Here is a 17386-nt window from a genome sequence, read left to right on the forward strand (position 1 = left end):
CTCTTCCCCTGCGGGGGTCCTCCCCTGATAGGGATCCTCCGCGCTTGAGATCCGTCACGATTCGCTACCGAGGACGAGACCGCCGCCGTTAGTAGTTGGCAGTGCGGTGACGTCGAACATCCTCTTGGAGGACGCGCGCACGCGCCAAGAATGAGTGCTGCTCTCGAACGTAATCCGATACGGCTCTGAGTGTCGCTTCGTTGTAGTACTTCGACGGACCCGTTTCGGCGATTGCGAGCAGTTCCACGGGAGACCCGAATGTAGCGACCCCGCGAGGGAGCACAGCCGCGGGAAACAGATCATCCAAGCCGTCCACACGATCCGTCAGCAGACGGCCCCCGGAAGCGAGAACGTCGAAGACGCGATTCGAAACGAACCCAAGTTCGCGCATGTCCGCCCAGTGATCGTTCAGCGACCACTGGGCGCTTCGATAGAAGCGTCGCAGTTCATCGTTCGGTACGTAAGTACCGGCGATGTTCGACCCATCGACGAATCCCTCCCACCCGTTTCCGTAGATCACCACAGGAAGACCGGCGTTCGCGGTTTCACACGCTGCTGGCCGATACTGCTTCCGAGAGTTTCCGACCATCAGAAGCTTGTCCGCGACCGCAGGTACCGAGTCGTCCTGGATGAAGAACAAGTCAGGATCCGTGCACTGCAACAGGGTGTCGACTTGGATGCCCCACTGATCCATCATCCGCCCGCCCCACGAGGTGCTGGCCGCGTAACGAAGGTCGTAAGACGCGAGCTCCTGCGGCGTCACCTCGTCCGGATGGCTGATCACCCAGATGACGCTCGTCGCTCCCGCCGGGAGGGGCGCTGTCCGCAGGCCGCGGAGGTTGACCACGACCTGGTCGGAGTTCGCTGTTTCGCGGTCAATGTTGGGCCCGTAATCGACCGAAACCCGTTCGCCGAGTTCGCGTAAAGCACGTGCGAGCGAATTGGCGAAATGGAAATCTCCCCAAACCAATGACCGTTCATCTGCCGGTGCGGCCATCTTGATGGACCACCTCAGGGGAGATTGCGGCCTGTCTCCGATGACCAGCGCGGGCTGCTCTGACGGGAGCTGCCACCGTGCGCGGGACCATCTCGACGGTTCCAGGGGAATGGAAAGCGATGAGAACCCCTCAAACGCCGGGATGACCCCCAGCGTCGCAGCCGCTTCAGTGGAGCCCGACGGAGCTTCGTCCCAAAGGTCGTGGAACATGAGCACGTCATGTTTGGATTCGGGTTTCGGGGTGAAGAGCGACGGCTCGCGTGCTTGAACGGCGTTGCCGAGATCCACGATCACGGGCTTCGCCTCCGCCGCTGCCGCACGCTGCGACATGTCGATGTCGGCCCATAGCTGGCGCAACTTGGTATTGAAACCGTTGATGTGGCGCATTGTGGTCGTTCGCATGAGGAACGGAACAGTGGCGCCGGGGACACTCACGTGCGCGGAGACCCCCGTGGCCCAGTCGGCAGGCAGTCCGGCCAGCAGCCCGATCGGATCTCTGCCGTTGGGCGCGTACACCACACCTGCGTCCTGGATCAGACGACGCCTGTCCAGGACCACGGGGTGCACGACCGCCGCGTCAGTTTGGTGGAGACGATCGATCAGCTCGACTATCTGCCCATCCATGTGTGCCGTTTGAGCATTGGTGACGTAGACGTACTCTCCTCGCACAGCGCGCAAAGCGTGGTTAAGGCGCAGCGCGGGCCGATCGTTCACGCCGACGGCAGGCATGACGCGCACATTCATGACCGAGAATTCTGCGAGCAGAACCGATTGCAGTACCGGCCACGCATGCGATGTGGGGAGGAGAAGTATCTCCGCATCCGCAGCCCCGACGTGCTGTTTGAGGTCGTCGAGAGTAGCTCGAGCCTCATCGAACGTCCTCACACCGTCGACCACGATGCTCACCAGACCCGGTTCGCATTCAGGGAGCGAAGCATCCGCCCATCGCCGACGATCGCGGACGTAGAAGTTCCACGCGATCGACTCTGCTTCGCTGATCCGGTTGGGGTCCTGATCGTCTTCGCTGTACTTGACGCCCACGTAGGGAACCTGATCCAGCTCAGCTGCGCCGACCAAGGACAGGATGAGGTCGTAGTCCACAGCGCGGCGAAGATCCTCATCGAACCCGCCGACCGACATGATCAGTTCCCGCCGCGCGACTATCGCGGTCTGGTCGATCGAGTTGGCGACCAACAAAGATTCAGGTGTCGCCGGAGTCGTCCTAAACAGTGACGCTCCGTTCAGAGAAACCTCGACGCAACTGTAAGCCGCCTGACCTCCGCTTAGCTCGAGGTGGGCGACCATGGAGAAGAGGAAGTCCGTCTCCCACTGCTTGTCCGAATCCAAGAACGCGATGTACTCACCCTTGGCGCGCGCGAGGGCAGCGTTCCGAGCGGCACTCACTCCACGGTGCGGCAGCTCCAGGGGAATGACGCGTGAATCTGTCGCGGCGACGGCATTGACGACCTGAAGTGTGTCGTCAATCGACCCGTCGTCAGCGATCAGCAATTCCCATCTCGGGTAGGTCTGGTCGAACACCGATTGCATCGCGGCACGAAGCTGCCCAGATCGATTCCAGGTGGGCAGAATGATCGATACGAGCGGCAAATCCTCGCCTCGCGCACGGAGGGCTTCGCGCGCCTCCTCGAGAGCGTCGGTTTCAGGTGGCGCAACGCGACTGCCCCGAGTCGGTGCCAGCACGTGCTCGCGTTCTCTCCAACCGGATACGTGGCTGCGCAGGAAGGAACGTACGTCGTCCAGCGTGATGCCGCTTCGCAGCGAGCCTGAGGAGCCGTACGGAAGAGGGGAGTCCGATCCGGCGTCACGAAGGAAGCCGGTGAGTGGCCCATACTCAGCGTCAACGACATCATCCCGGAGATGCGCGGGATCGAAGAGCGGCGAGGTCGATTTAGCCCACAGTCCATCCTCGTTCTCGAGATAGGACAGCAACGGGTCTTTCTCGACCTTCGACCACGTGCCGCGCATCATCCAGGCGGGCTGGAAGAGGGGGTGAGGACTGAAACCCGCCTTCCGTCCACGGTTGAGGTAATGCTTGATGGCGTCGTCCAATGAACGGAACTGTCCTGCAACTTCGCTCTCGTACCACTCCTGATCGAAGACGAGCGAAGCGCGGATCTTCTTCACATCGGCCTCGCGCGTGTCGGGCGCAGGTCGATCAGGTGCCTTCGCTCGAGCCGATTTCCGCGACGGGACGCCCCTCGGGGACCCAAGCCTCCGATTGAGCCGAGTCTCAAAGTTCTTCGCAGCCGCGAGGATCCGCAGACTCAGTGCCCGCCGTGTATCGACGACGACGAGCACGAGGGCGATCTGGAGCACGACGGCGATGAAGGTCAGCCACGCCGGGGCAGCGAACGCGACAAGCGACGCCATTGCGACGAGGAGACCAGCGATCAGAACGAGGACTGCGCGACGTTTATCTTTCATGACTCCTGCTCTCCAGGGGTATTCAGCCGGCGGTATTCGGGGTCCGAGCAGTATCCGAGTCCGCTGTTCTTCAGAAATGAGGTGTCGCTGAGCGCGTTGTGTTCACGTGCGCGGAACGGATAATTCGATCGCGTGTCGCGAAGGAAGGACCGAACTCCTTCCATGTGCTCGCCCAGCCTTGATTCCGCCTCACTCAGTAGCTGGGTCGCGCCCAGGCCGTATGGATCGAAGCGCAAGGTGTCGAACTTGAGCAGAGGGAGCCGTGCGTTCATGAGAAAACGATCGGCAAGAGCGATGGCCGGATTGAAGGAGCGGCGTTCCTCGTCGGTCACGAGCCGGACGTCGCTGACGACTTTGCCCTTACCCCCGGGCACGAGACGCACATCAGCCTGATACGCCCGTCTCCGCATCGCGAGATCCAGCTCCGCGGCTGTCGGCTGGAGATAACCTCCGGCGCTGAAGCCGGCATCGGTCAGCACGGTAGTGAGGCCGACTTCGTATTGCATGATGACGGATTTACGTTGCGAAACGGGCACCATCTCGCGCCAGAAACCTTGGAATGCGTTCGAACGGGTCACTGCGTTCGTGAAGCTGACGAAGAAGCTTTGAGCGTGCCCGCCGTGGTTCTCAGACCAGGTCATGCCCAAGACGTCCAACGTCTGAGCCTGGCGGCTGTCGAGTATCGAGTCGAGAGGGACGATAGGACCGACGAAGGTGTCGTTGACGAGAAGGAGCCGGTCGTAGGCGGCGTAATCACCGACGACGTCCAATCCCCATTTGTAGCTGTAGAAGTCGTAACCGTAGTTGGTGCGATTGATCCACTCGACGTTGCGGGGCAAGTCGACGTAATCGGTTGACTGGATCCCTGACGTCGACACCACAATCACCCGGGTCGCCGCCCGTGAGTAGTTTCGAAGAGCGTCCAGGGTGTGCTTGCGAAGAATCGAGTGCGCGTCGAAATGCGCCATGACCACCAGCAATGACATACGTGACCTAACCCGCCAACTTCTCGCGACACGTTGCTCGCACGTCACAACGCGATCCTGCTCGAGCGACACCAAGCCGGTTGCGCCCCCCAGCCGGGTTAGCCTACTACTGTGTCGCCGGGAGCCTTCGCACCGTGCTGATGCGTAGCGAGTTCGAGGAGGATCGGCGCAGATGTCGCTCGCAGACGATCGTGAGGTCAACCCTCATAGCCCGCAGCACTCATCGAACCCGTTGGCGAGTTCGTTCCTGGAAGTGCGCGCTGTCGACGCGCCGCCACGACTCAACTTGGTGCTTCTCGAGTTTCATCCAGAAGCAATGTTCGCGGGCGTGAAGACGGCCATCGAGGTCGCGGCGGTCACCGCCGGCCTCCTCGACGTGGCCGTCAGGCTGATCCTGTTGACGCAGGAGCGGCTCGACCCGCCTGCGCGAGCGGAATACGAGCGAGAGCGGGTCGCGAAGCTCTCTTCCGTCTTCGACGGCGTGAATTGGGAAGTCGTCTGTGGATACGAGGTCACCGACACCAGCTTCGGACGAGACGACATTTGGGTGGCTACCCACTGGATGACCGCACACGCACTCGACGTATCGGCACAGGCGGGGAAGCTCTCATGCGATCAGGTGATCTATCTCGTGCAGGATTACGAGGCCGAGTACTTCGCAGGCCCGCACGAGCGAGCGTTCGCAGAGTCCACCTACTCGGCGGGCTTCGCATTGCTGGTTAACGGTACTCAGGTGGCGCGATTCTTGACGGCTCGTGGCCACCATGTGGATCGGGCTCAGATCTTCGCCCCCCAATTCGACACCTGGAACCTGCAGCAGGCCGCCGCGCGACGGTTTCGCGAGCCAGTTCCGCGGTTGCTCTTCTACGGCCGACCGTCGAAGCCGCGAAACATGTTCGATCTCGGCATCGCCGCTCTGACAATGACAGCTGAGAGACTTCGTAGCGAAGGACGCACGGTTTCATTCGTGATGGCCGGCGAGGAGGGCGAAGACGTCTCGCTGGCGCAGGGGACGGTGATGCACAACCTCGGCGTGCTCGACCGATCGTCATACTTCAGTGAGCTCTCACGGGTAGACGTCGGCCTGGCCCTCCAGGCGACGCCACACCCGAGCCACATGCCGTTCGATCTCGCCATGACAGGGTCGGTCGCCGTCACGAATGAGGTCGATGGATCCCGCCACACGATGCACCCGCGAATTGTCGCCGTGGAGGGCTCGCCCCCTGCTCTCTGTGAGGCGCTGCTGAACGCTGTGACGAGCGCGCGGAACGGCGCACCCCGGAGCGTCGGCTATCTTCCCCCTCGAGACGGCAGCCTCGGCGCTCCTTTGCCGGATGCGATTCTTGCCACGCTCTCGGGGATGGGCAGAGCTCCCGCGCGGTGAGCATGACCGATCGATCAGTATCGTTGTCAGATGCGCAGCGCCGGTGACGATCTCACGTCGTCACTTCGCCCCACCCGCACCCTCGTCTCCGCGACGGGCCCGGCCGGCAACATCGGCGACGCGCTCATCCGACGCGAGGCGGTCCGCTGGGCGATAGGCACGTCCGACGAGCTCATCGTCTACGTCGGTGAGGCTCCCGACACCTGGCTGCTCCAGCTCGGCCTGCCCTCCGGCACCCGTGTCCTCCGCTCCAAGCGAAGCGTCGCACGGTGGCTGTGGCTGATCGCGACGGCGCCGCGCCGCCCGGTCCTCGTCTTCGAGTCAGGCGAGATCCCGCTCGACCGCGGCAACGTCCTGCGTGAGCTCGTCTTCCTCGCCGAGACGCTCCTCATCCGCCTCAAGGGCGGCGTCGTGGTCCGGCCGCCCCGCGGCATCCGTGCCCCCACCCAACCGGCCACCGCCATCCATACGTTCGCCGCCCGCCTGTCGCAGTTCGCCCTCTGGCGGGATGCCGCGAGTGCGGCCCTCGCCGGCGGCAGCCGCGTCGTCCCCGACATCGGGTTCGGCGCCGGCATCCGTCCCGGCGTCCCGTGGGAGAACCGCCGCGACCTCGTCGTCAGCCTGCGCGGGACGCGACCGATGCCGAACGGGGACTGGATCGAGGCGGTCCGCGGGTTCGCCGCATCCGAGGGCCTCCGCATCCGCACCGTCGTCCAGGTGCGCGAAGACGAGGAACGCTCCCGCGACCTCGCCGACGCCCTCGGCGGAACGTTCGAGCCGTGGGGCGACACCGACCCCGTCACGCATGAAGCCCGGCTCCGCGAGCGCTACGACGACGCGCGCCTGGTGATCAGCGATCGCATGCACGTCCTCGTCCTGGCCGCACTCTCGGGCGCGGCTCCGCTGGAGCTCGTCCCCTCGCCGACGCACAAGATCACGGCGGCCTTCGCGACGATCGGGCTCGCCGACACCACCGCGGACGCCGCGACGATGACGGCGACCGAGATGCTGGAGCGGATGCGGCGGCAGACCGACCGCATCGACGAGATCACCAGGCGCATCGCGGCCGCCTCCGCCGACCTCACCCGCATCGAAGACGAGATCCGCACCGCTATCCGGACGGCACGGGCGTGACCGGCGCCCGCGTCCTGTTCCTCTCGCACACGCACGTCTTCGGCGACTTCCGCGTCGGCAGCCACCACTACGCCCGCGAACTCGCCCACCTCGGCGCCGAGGTCGTCCACCTCTCCACCCCGATCTCGCTCGCCCACCGCCTCACCGGACGCATCCCTCGCGCCGTCTCGTCGGCCGTCCCGCGCCACGCGCACCGCGACGACGACGGCGTCACGCACCTCGTCCCCCGCACAGCCCTCCCCCGCCCCTGGGGAACCTTCCGCGACGCGCGGGCTCTGGCCCGCGCCGGGATCGAGCCACGGTTCGACGCGGTCCTCATCGACCAGCCGCTGCTCTGGGACGACAGCGTGCGCGGACTCAGCGACACCCTCGTCTACCGCCCCACCGACCTCTACCCCGACGGACTCAAGCACACCCTGCAGGACCGCATCCTCGCGTCCGCGGACGCCGTCGTCGCAACTTCCGGCGCCGTCCTGCGCGGTCTCGGCCACCTCACCCTCCCCTCGCTCGTCATCGAGAACGGCGTGGACCTCGCGGCGTTCGCCGATCCGCCGACGGATGCCGACACCCGCCCGGCGACCTGCGTGTACGTCGGCGCGCTCGACGCCCGCTTCGACTGGCAGCAGCTGCACGCCTGGGCGAGCGCCCACCCCGAGGTGCGCTTCGTCATCGCCGGACCCCGCCCCACCCCACCGGCGCCCCTGCCTTCGAATGTCGAGCTCGCCGGCCCCGTCCCCTACGCCGAGCTCCCCGCGCTCCTCCGCGGCGCCCGCGTCGGGCTCCTCCCTCTCTCCGACGACCCGTCGAACGCCGGCCGCAGCCCCATGAAGCTGCACGAGTACCTCGCCGCCGGTCTCGCCGTGGTCTCCCGCGAGACCCCCGGCATCCGCAACGACATCGACGCAGGCGTCCACACCTACGCCTCGCCCGCGACGGCCGACGCGGCGCTCGCGGCTGCGCTGCGGCATCCCTCCCCCAACCTCGCGGGTCGCCGCACGGCGGAGAACCACACCTGGGCGGCGAAGGCCGGCGAGCTCGCGACGTTCCTCAGCGGCCTCGTCGCGGACTGATCGCCCTCAGCCGAGCACGTGGGTCAGGGTCTCGGCCACGACCCGCGCCGTCCGATCCCAGTCGTACGCGTCAGACGGTGCCGCCACGGTTCGCGCAGAGTGGGCCGCCTCGGTCATCGCCGCCGCCCACTCGTGCGCGTCGTGCGCATCGGACACAGCCCACCCCCGCCCCGCCACGATCTCGGCGACGGCGCGGCAGCCGCTCCAGTGGATCACCGGCGTCCCGCTGGCCACCGACTCGAGCGCGGGCAGCCCGAACCCCTCGAGCAGCGACGGCATGACGGTCGCCACCGCGCCGCGGTACAGCTCGGCCAGGCGCGCGTCGTCGACCCCCGTCGTCACCCCCACCTGCTCGGCCACACCCCGCTCCGCCGCGAGCCGACGCACCTCGGCCTCCTCGGCCGCAGGAACGACCGTCCGGACCCGGATGCCGGGGGCCACCGCCGCCGCACGCAGCACGACATCGAGGTTCTTGTGCGCCCGCGTGTTCCCGACGAACAGGACGTACGGATCGGATGCCGCCTCCCGCGGCCCCTCGGGCGTGAACGCCGCCGAGCATCCGTTGCCGGCGTTCACGACGCGCACGCTGTCGTCCCGGAGCCAGGCCCGGATCGCCTCGGCCGACGTCTCGGAGACCGTCAGGACGACCCCCGCCCGGCGGACCACCCGACGCACCGGACCGTTGTAGTAGGCGAGGAACTTCGCCCGACCCGGCCAGGCCGTCTGCAACTGGATGAGGTCGTGCACGGTGAGCACCTGACGCGGGGCGCGCAGGAGCGCGCCGTACCCGGGCGAATAGACGACGTCCGCCGGCGCGGGTCCGAGCACGCGCCGGAAGGCGTCGAGCGGCGCGTAGGGCGTCCCGTCGAGGCCCAGGTCCCGCCACGGCACGTCGAGACGCCCGAGTACCTCGCGCGCGTACCGGCCGATCCCGTGGGCGCCCCGGTAGCGGTCGTCGACGAAGAGCGCGGTCATCCGACCTCCCGTGCGACCCACGCCGCGATCTCGGCCTCGAACACCGGCCGATCGAACTCGTATGCCCGGCGGACGCAGGCGTCGCGGTCGGCCGCCGCGGCCCGCTCGACGGCAGCGGCGAGCTCCGTCGCCGACCACTCGTGCACCAGAGCCCCGGTGACGCCGTCGACGACGCTCTCCGCCACTCCCCCGACCGCGTTGCCGACGACGGGAGTCCCGGTCGCCATCGCCTCGACCGGCATGATGCCGAAGTCCTCGACGGCGGGGAACACGAGCGCGACAGCGGCGCGGTACAGCGCCGCCAGCAGGGTCGACGACGGATCCCGGACGATCGTCACCGGGTGCCCGCGGTCCTCCGCGTACGCCCGTAGTCGCGCCTCGTCGGCTCCGCCGCCCGCGAGGACCACCGGCAGCCCCGACGCCACCCCGGCGTCGATGACGAGCTCGAGCCGCTTGTACGGCACGAACCGGGACACACCCAGCAGGTAGTCCGCCGGCAGCGTCGCCAGCACGCCCTCGGTCTCATCCGTGGCACGCGCCTGCGCGAACCTCGCCACGTCGATCGGCGGGTGGATCACGGTCGCCTCGCGGTCCCACGCCCAGCCGACGCGCTCCGCGATGAACGCGCTGTTCGCGGCGATCGCGACGGGCTCGGCCGCCCGCCGCCGGTCGAGCGGCTTGAGCATCGCCGACGCCGCGCGCGCGAGCGGCCACTGCCCGCGCCCGTCGAGCTCGGGCACCCAGATGTACCGCGCCGGCGTATGCGCGTACACGAGCTTCGGCGCCTCGGCGGCGCGCCCGCCGAAACGGGCGTGGTGGGAGAAGAGGTGGCTGCTGCAGAGCACCCAGTCCGCATCCCGCTGCGGCAGCATCCGCCACGCGAACGGCATGAGCGGCAGAGCGGCCGCCTTGCGTCCGCGCAACGGCGTGCGGGCCAGCAGCGTCTCTTCGACGCCCTCGAAACGCCCGCCGCTCTCGTCCCACAGGCACCAGCGCTCCGCGTCGGGGAACACCTCGCCCAGCACGGCGAAGACGTTCTCGGACCCGCCCCGCGGCGACAGCCACTCGTGGACCAGGATGCCGCTCACGATGCGACCCGCTTCACCTGCGTCATCCGATCCTCACCGTCCGACGTTCATTCTGTCAGACGCGCCACCTCCGGCCGGGCACAGCAGAGGGGCCGGATGCCGCAGCATCCGACCCCTCGCAGGGATCACTCGTTCCCGATACGCCGATCCACGTTGTCGCGGACCTCGTCGACCTTCGCGTCGACCGAGTCGGGAGCGACCTTCTTCACGAAATCGGCCGCGGCGTCGAGGACCTTGTCGCTGACGTCCTCGGCCTTGTCCGACTTCAGGTTCCGGTCGATCTCCTCCTTGTGCTGCTCGAGGAACTGCTTGCCCTTGTTGACCACATCGTCGATACCCATGGGATCCCTTCCGTCTCGGACCGCGGATGCCGCGGCGCGGTCAGTCTAAGACCGCCCCCACCCGATCGCACCCCCTTGCAGGAACGACGAAGGGGCCGGGCCCGAAGGCCCGACCCCTGTCGGTGAGTCCGAAGGACTTACTTGAGGATCTTGGTGACGGTACCGGCACCGACGGTGCGGCCACCCTCACGGATCGCGAAGCCGAGGCCGTCCTCCATGGCGATGGGCTGGATGAGCTCCACCGTCATGTCCGTGGTGTCACCGGGCATGACCATCTCGGTGCCCTCGGGCAGCGTGATGACGCCGGTCACGTCCGTGGTGCGGAAGTAGAACTGCGGGCGGTAGTTCGTGTAGAAGGGGTTGTGACGGCCACCCTCCTCCTTCGAGAGGATGTAGGCAGTGCCCTCGAAGTTGGTGTGCGGCGTAACCGAACCCGGCTTCACGACGACCTGGCCACGCTCGACGTCGTCGCGCTTGAGACCACGGAGGAGCAGACCACAGTTCTCGCCGGCCCAGGCCTCGTCGAGCTGCTTGTGGAACATCTCGATACCCGTGACCGTGGTCTTCTGCGTCGGGCGGATGCCGACGATCTCGACCTCGGAGTTGATGGCGAGGGTGCCACGCTCGGCGCGACCGGTGACGACCGTGCCACGACCGGTGATCGTGAAGACGTCCTCGATCGGCATGAGGAAGGGCTTGTCCTTGTCGCGGACCGGGTCGGGGATCGACTCGTCAGCGGCGTCCATCAGGTCGAGGATCGACTGGACCCACTGCTCGTCGCCCTCGAGAGCCTTGAGGCCCGAGACGCGGACGACCGGAGCGTCGTCGCCGGGGAAGCCCTGGCTGGACAGCAGCTCGCGGACCTCGAGCTCGACGAGCTCCAGGATCTCCTCGTCGTCGACCATGTCCGACTTGTTCAGCGCGACCATCAGGTAGGGAACGCCGACCTGCTTGGCGAGCAGAACGTGCTCACGCGTCTGAGCCATCGGGCCGTCGGTGGCGGCGACCACGAGGATCGCGCCGTCCATCTGAGCGGCACCGGTGATCATGTTCTTGATGTAGTCAGCGTGACCCGGGGCGTCGACGTGTGCGTAGTGACGCTTCGGGGTCTCGTACTCGACGTGCGAGATGTTGATCGTGATACCACGCTGGCGCTCTTCGGGAGCGGAGTCGATCGACGCGAAGTCACGCTGCACGTTGGTGGCCGACGGGAACTTGTCGGCGAGCACCTTCGAGATGGCAGCGGTGAGCGTGGTCTTGCCGTGGTCGACGTGACCGATCGTTCCGATGTTGACGTGCGGCTTGGTCCGCTCGAACTTGGCCTTGGCCACTGGGTCCTCCTCAGGACTGTCGTGTAGTCATCCGGGCGCTGGATTGCGACCGGGCTTCTACGGGGATGTTGTCAGTGTAGTTGACGTGACGATATTCAGTTTGGGCGGATGCCGGGGGCCGGGCCCCCGGCATCCGAAGAACGAGTGTTACTCGCCCTTGGTCTTCTGGACGATCTCGTCGGCCACCGCGCGCGGGACCTCGGAGTAGCTGTCGAACTCCATCGCGTAGACCGCGCGGCCCGAAGTCTTCGAACGCAGGTCACCGATGTAGCCGAACATCTCCGACAGGGGGACGAGGGCGCGGACGATCTTGATGCCCGCTCCGTCCTCCATCGACTGGATCTGGCCACGACGCGAGTTCAGGTCGCCGATGACGTCGCCCATGTACTCCTCGGGAGTACGGACCTCGACGGCCATCAGCGGCTCGAGCAGCACGGGGCTGGCCTTGCGGACAGCCTCCTTGAAGCCCATCGAACCCGCGATCTTGAACGCCATCTCGGACGAGTCGACGTCGTGCGACGCGCCGTCCATGAGGATCGCCTTCACGCCCACCATGGGGAAGCCGGCGAGGACACCGACCTGCATGGCGTCCTGGAAGCCCTGGTTGGTCGGCTCGATGTACTCGCGCGGGATGCGGCCACCGGTGACCTTGTTCTCGAACTCGTACGTCTTGTCGGCCGTGACCTCGAGGGGCTCGAGCGCGAACTGGATCTTCGCGAACTGACCCGAACCACCGGTCTGCTTCTTGTGCGTGTAGTCGTAACGCTCGACGGTCTTCTTGATCGTCTCGCGGTACGCGACCTGCGGCTTGCCGACGTTCGCTTCGACGCGGAACTCGCGCTTCATGCGGTCGACGAGGATGTCGAGGTGCAGCTCGCCCATGCCCTTGATGACCGTCTGACCGGTCTCGGGGTTGAGCTCGGTGCGGAAGGTCGGGTCCTCCTCGGCGAGCTTCTGGATGGCGACACCCAGCTTCTCCTGGTCGGCCTTGGTCTTCGGCTCGATCGCGACCTCGATGACGGGCTCGGGGAACGTCATCGACTCGAGGACGACGGGCTCGCTCGGGTCGGCGAGGGTGTCACCGGTGGTGGTGTCCTTCAGGCCGATGACCGCGTAGATGTTGCCCGCGGTGACCGCGTCGACCGGGTTCTCCTTGTTGGCGTGCATCTGGAAGATCTTCCCGATGCGCTCCTTCTTGCCCTTGGTCGAGTTGATGACCTGCGCACCCGAGTCGAGCTGACCCGAGTAGACGCGGATGTACGTCAGGCGACCGAAGAACGGGTGCACGGCGACCTTGAAGGCCAGCGCGGCGAACGGGTCGTTGGCGTCGGGGTGACGCTCGATGACCTTCTCCTCGTCCTTCGGGTCGTGCGCCTCGATGGCGGGCACGTCGAGGGGCGACGGCAGGTAGTCGACGACCGCGTCGAGCATCGGCTGGACACCGCGGTTCTTGAACGCGGAGCCGCAGAGCACGGGGTAGAGCTCGCCGGCGACCGTCATCTTGCGGATGGCGCCCTTGATCTCGGCGATCGTGAGCTCCTCACCACCGAAGAACTTCTCGAGGAGCTCCTCGTCGCTCTCGGCGACGGTCTCCAGCAGCTGCTGGCGGTACTCCTCGGCGCGGTCCTTGAGGTCGGCGGGGATCTCCTGCACCTCGTACTTGGCGCCCATGGTCACGTCACCCTTGGCGTCGCCGGGCCACACCAGTGCGCGCATCTCGACGAGGTCGATGACGCCGACGAAGTCGTTCTCGGCACCGATGGGCAGCTGCAGCACGAGCGGCTTGGCGCCGAGGCGCTTCACGATCGTGTCGACGGTGAAGTAGAAGTCCGCGCCCAGCTTGTCCATCTTGTTGACGAAGCAGATACGGGGGACGTCGTACTTGTCGGCCTGACGCCACACGGTCTCGGACTGGGGCTCGACGCCCTCCTTGCCGTCGAAGACGGCGACGGCACCGTCGAGGACGCGGAGCGAGCGCTCCACCTCGACCGTGAAGTCGACGTGACCCGGGGTGTCGATGATGTTGATCTGGTTCTTGTTCCAGAAGCAGGTGACGGCGGCCGACGTGATCGTGATGCCGCGCTCCTTCTCCTGCTCCATCCAGTCGGTGGTCGAGGCGCCGTCGTGGGTTTCGCCCAGCTTGTGGTTGACACCCGTGTAGAAGAGGATGCGCTCGGTCGTCGTCGTCTTGCCGGCATCGATGTGCGCCATGATGCCGATGTTGCGGACCTTGTTGAGGTCGGTGAGCACTTCTTGTGCCACGGGGTGTCCTTACGTGTAGTGACGGATGTCGCGGGGCGACCGGCCGGGGGTGACCCGGCCGGCCGCCGAGGTGCTGATTACCAGCGGTAGTGCGCGAAGGCGCGGTTCGACTCGGCCATCTTGTGGGTGTCCTCGCGGCGCTTCACCGCGGCACCGAGGCCGTTCGAGGCATCCAGGATCTCGTTCTGGAGGCGCTCGGTCATGGTCTTCTCACGGCGACCCTTCGCGTACGAGACGAGCCAGCGCAGCGCGAGCGTGTTCGCGCGGTGGGGCTTGACCTCGACGGGAACCTGGTAGGTCGAGCCACCGACGCGGCGGCTCTTGACCTCGAGGGTGGGGCGGACGTTGTCGAGCGCCTTCTTGAGCGTCGCGACGGCGTCCTGGCCGTTCTTCGCCTCGACACCCTTGAGGGCGTTGTAGACGATGGCCTCGGCGATGGACTTCTTGCCGTCGACGAGGATCTTGTTCACCAGCTGGGTGACGATCGGAGCACCGTAGACCGGGTCGTTGACGACGACGCGGCGGGGTGCGGGTCCCTTACGAGGCATCTAGCTCAACCCTTCTTGGCGCCGTAGCGGCTGCGAGCCTGCTTACGGTTCTTGACAGCCTGGGTGTCCAGGGCGCCGCGGACGATCTTGTAACGCACACCGGGGAGGTCCTTCACACGACCACCGCGGACGAGCACGAGCGAGTGCTCCTGCAGGTTGTGGCCCTCACCGGGGATGTAGGCGGTGACCTCGGTCCCGTTGCGGAGCTTCACACGGGCGACCTTGCGCATCGCCGAGTTCGGCTTCTTGGGCGTGGTCGTGTACACGCGGGTGCAGACACCCGCCTGCTGCGGGTTCGCCTTCAGGGCGGGCGCCTTGGTCTTCGAGACCTTGGGCGAGCGACCCTTGCGAACCAACTGCTGAATGGTTGGCACGTTCTCTCCTTGTCGATCTGCGCGCGGCTCGCGCCGGGCACAGGTGCTGCACGGTGACAGCGTTCGTGGTTTCACCACAGATCCATCTGCACGCCGCGACCGCGACGAACGGGAGTGATGGATATGCCGTGGGGGTGGCCTGTTCGCAGGCCCTGTCCCTGGTGCGCTCGCCTCGCCTGTCCCGTGCCGGGGCACGTCGCATGGCGCGCGTGTGCGCACACCCGATCAATGATACGCGGGATGACGAAGTCGGGTCAAACGAGGGCGGACTTCACCGCGAGTGCTCAGGTGCGGATCGCCGCCGGTCAGGAACCGGCATCCGTCCGCTGCAGTCGGAGCGCCGCATCGCCGAGGAGGAAGCGCTCGGCCACCTCCGCCGCCCCGCCCGGCTCGACCTCGACGTCCGTGCCGAGGGGACTGGGCAGCAGGATGCCGTTGGTCGAGCCCAGGTCGACGATGCGCCACACCTCGCCGCGCCGCTCGAGGCGGGCATGGGTCTTCGACACGGTCCGCGTCGGGTCGGCGATCGCAAGGAGCTGGGCGCGGGGATGCGCGGGATCGGCGACGGGGTTGCGCCCCAGGATGACGACGTCGCCCGACAGGTCGGCGGTCGAGCCGTCGGGGAGCACGAGCTCCCACCGCGGGTGCCCGCGACGCACGACGACGGTGCGCTCGAGGTCCTCGCCCCACGGCGCGGGGGCCGATTCCTGCTGCTCGCGCTCCTGCGCCGAGACCGAGGAGCTCGCCGACACGGGAGCGCCCGCGGCCGGCGAGCCGGGGATGGCGGAGACCTCGCCGGTCAGCTCGGGGAAGACGTCGCGTTCGGCGCGGTCGGCGCCGAACGCCGGCGGGCGCAGACGCGTGACGGGCGCCTCGTCGCGCCCCGGCACCGACGAGATGATGCCCGGCGCGGCGGCGACGGGAGGGCTCGCGTCGCGGGGCGCGGGAGGTGCGGCCTGCGGAGGGAACGGCGTCTGCGGCGCGGTCGTGGACGTGTCGGCGACTGCCGGCAGCGCGCTGCCGGAACGCATCGTCGGCGTCGGAGCGGTCGAGTCGGGCTGCTCCCCCGTCGCCTCCGGCTCGGCGCCGAGCGTCGACGCATCAGCGGGAGCCGCTGCGGCGGAGGTCTGCGGCGCCCAGGGCTGGGGCGCGACCGGTGACGCCGGGGCGGCCGCAGGACCCGGCCGCGCGTCGTCACCCGGCGCAGGGGCGGGCGCCGGGAAGGGCGGCGGCGGCAACGGCGGGCCGAAGTCCGTTCCGACCGATCCGAACGGCGCGTAGGGAGGCGACGCGGGCCGCGCCACCGGATCGGGATGCAGATGGGCGGGTCGCGCGCCCCGCCACTCGGCCGGACCGAACCCCACGATCGTCGCCCAGACCGGGAACAGGAGCGCCCCGACGACGGTCATCCCGCCGCCGTACCCGAACCCGGGGTTCAGCCGGTGCACGGTCAGGATCAGGAGGATCCAGACGGCGATCGGGCCGACACCCGGCACGAGGACGAGGAGGGCGAGCCACATCGAGAACCCACCCCAGCGCAGCAGCACGGCGATGTTGAGGACGGGCACCCATGCGCGCCAGGGCTCCTCGCCCATCTTCCGGAAGGCGGCCGAGAGCGCCAGGGCGACCCACACGTACACCGCCGCGCCGAGGACGAAGGCGAGCAGTCCCAGGACGACACCCGCACCGCTGTCGACACCCGTGATCATCCCCCCACCCTAAGTGAGCAGGACCGGCCCCCGCGGAAGGCAGCGGAGCCGCGTCAGACCCCGGGAAGACCGTCGCCCGGGTCGAACGGGGCGTCGAGCGAGCGGGTCAACTCGTCGAGCAGTGCCGCGATCTGCGGCTCGACGTACTGGGCCACGGCCGTCTGGATCCGGAGGCGATGCCGCAGCAGGATCGTGCAGACCTCGCGCCCCACCATGCTCGCGTACTCGTCGGCGAGGCGGACCTCCTGACGGAGCGCCGCCTTCGCGTCCTCGGTGAGCGGAGGGAGCGCGGGCACCGCGGCATCCGCTTCATCCGCCAGACCCGCGATCGTGAACAGGAAGGGGGCGCCCGGGACGGGATCCGGGTCCATCGGCAGGCCGTCGAACTCGGGCTCGAGCCCCTCGGCGGGCCGGTAGGTGCGGGACCGGTTGCGGTCGGCCTGCTGGTCCAGCTCGGCCTGCAGCATCGGGAGGTTGCGTGCGGTGTAGTGCGCGACGGCGTTGTCGACGATCGTCTTGATCCGGGTCGACAGACCGTGCTGCACCCCGTGCGGCACATCGGACCCGAGACCCGCCGCCGAGAGGACGGGAGACCCGAGGCACCGTCGGCAGGGAGCGACCCGGCCGCGGTGCGTGGCCGGCTCCCAGCGCGGCAACCAGCGCAGCCAGGCCTCGACGGCCTGGTCCACTTGCGTCTCGAGCGAGCGCTCCACGGCTCCATTGTCGCGGAGATCCGCGCCGA

At 67.5% G+C, this 17386-nt stretch carries 14 protein-coding genes; 3 read left to right on the forward strand and 11 right to left on the reverse strand.

Translation table 11 applies throughout. The features are described 5' to 3' along the window. Positions 1-88: 88 nt before the first annotated feature. A complete protein-coding gene (locus tag AB0P29_RS09670) occupies positions 89-3442 on the reverse strand; it encodes a glycosyltransferase (RefSeq protein WP_363379537.1) in 3354 nt (1117 codons plus the stop codon). After that, the gene (locus AB0P29_RS09675) at positions 3439-4428 is read right to left on the reverse strand and encodes a rhamnan synthesis F family protein (protein WP_363379539.1); all 990 of its coding nucleotides are present in this window, start codon (positions 4426-4428) and stop codon (positions 3439-3441) included. The genes AB0P29_RS09670 and AB0P29_RS09675 overlap by 4 nt, the downstream gene beginning before the upstream one ends. Before the next feature lie 172 nt (positions 4429-4600). Between AB0P29_RS09675 and AB0P29_RS09680 the strand changes: the two genes are divergently transcribed. Genes AB0P29_RS09680 through AB0P29_RS09690 form a run of 3 tightly spaced genes read left to right on the forward strand, consistent with a single transcriptional unit; the run spans position 4601 to position 8016 of the window. Then, positions 4601-5812: a hypothetical protein gene (locus AB0P29_RS09680; RefSeq protein WP_363379541.1), complete on the forward strand. Its 1212-nt coding sequence runs from the start codon at positions 4601-4603 to the stop codon at positions 5810-5812. A 30-nt stretch (positions 5813-5842) separates the two neighbouring features. Continuing rightward, positions 5843-6946, forward strand: coding sequence for a hypothetical protein (locus AB0P29_RS09685; RefSeq protein ID WP_363379542.1), 1104 nt, complete (start codon positions 5843-5845; stop codon positions 6944-6946). After that, positions 6943-8016: a glycosyltransferase gene (locus AB0P29_RS09690; protein ID WP_363379543.1), complete on the forward strand. Its 1074-nt coding sequence runs from the start codon at positions 6943-6945 to the stop codon at positions 8014-8016. Before AB0P29_RS09685 ends, AB0P29_RS09690 begins: the two co-directional genes overlap by 4 nt. Positions 8017-8022: 6 nt before the next feature. Here AB0P29_RS09690 and AB0P29_RS09695 read toward each other — a convergent pair whose 3' ends face one another. The 9 genes from AB0P29_RS09695 to AB0P29_RS09735 all read right to left on the reverse strand — a co-directional run bounded on the left by AB0P29_RS09695 (position 8023) and on the right by AB0P29_RS09735 (position 17357). Further along, positions 8023-8991, reverse strand: coding sequence for a glycosyltransferase (locus AB0P29_RS09695; RefSeq protein WP_363379545.1), 969 nt, complete (start codon positions 8989-8991; stop codon positions 8023-8025). Further along, positions 8988-10079 carry a glycosyltransferase gene (locus tag AB0P29_RS09700; protein ID WP_363379546.1) on the reverse strand — a complete coding sequence of 364 codons (1092 nt, stop codon included), beginning with the start codon at positions 10077-10079 and terminating at the stop codon, positions 8988-8990. The genes AB0P29_RS09695 and AB0P29_RS09700 overlap by 4 nt, the downstream gene beginning before the upstream one ends. A gap of 125 nt (positions 10080-10204) precedes the next feature. Continuing rightward, on the reverse strand, positions 10205-10420 hold the full coding sequence (locus AB0P29_RS09705) for a hypothetical protein (protein WP_359919730.1): 216 nt from the start codon (positions 10418-10420) through the stop codon (positions 10205-10207). Positions 10421-10557: 137 nt separating this feature from the next. After that, a complete protein-coding gene (tuf, locus tag AB0P29_RS09710; protein WP_251581760.1) occupies positions 10558-11751 on the reverse strand; it encodes an elongation factor Tu in 1194 nt (397 codons plus the stop codon). Between the two features lie 147 nt (positions 11752-11898). Beyond that, positions 11899-14013, reverse strand: a complete 2115-nt coding sequence (fusA, locus tag AB0P29_RS09715; protein ID WP_064003335.1) for an elongation factor G — start codon at positions 14011-14013, stop codon at positions 11899-11901. A 77-nt stretch (positions 14014-14090) separates the two neighbouring features. Beyond that, positions 14091-14561, reverse strand: coding sequence for a 30S ribosomal protein S7 (rpsG, locus tag AB0P29_RS09720; RefSeq protein WP_018187368.1), 471 nt, complete (start codon positions 14559-14561; stop codon positions 14091-14093). A gap of 5 nt (positions 14562-14566) precedes the next feature. Next, positions 14567-14935: a 30S ribosomal protein S12 gene (rpsL, locus tag AB0P29_RS09725; RefSeq protein WP_018171438.1), complete on the reverse strand. Its 369-nt coding sequence runs from the start codon at positions 14933-14935 to the stop codon at positions 14567-14569. 305 nt (positions 14936-15240) lie between these two features. After that, on the reverse strand, positions 15241-16644 hold the full coding sequence (locus AB0P29_RS09730) for a DUF5684 domain-containing protein (protein WP_363379547.1): 1404 nt from the start codon (positions 16642-16644) through the stop codon (positions 15241-15243). A 53-nt stretch (positions 16645-16697) separates the two neighbouring features. Then, positions 16698-17357, reverse strand: coding sequence for a spermidine/putrescine ABC transporter substrate-binding protein (locus AB0P29_RS09735; protein ID WP_253036233.1), 660 nt, complete (start codon positions 17355-17357; stop codon positions 16698-16700). Between the last annotated feature and the right edge of the window lie 29 nt (positions 17358-17386).

The sequence above is a fragment of the Microbacterium sp. NPDC080220 genome (assembly GCF_040686395.1).
GTDB classification, from domain to species: Bacteria; Actinomycetota; Actinomycetes; order Actinomycetales; family Microbacteriaceae; genus Microbacterium; species Microbacterium gawkjiense.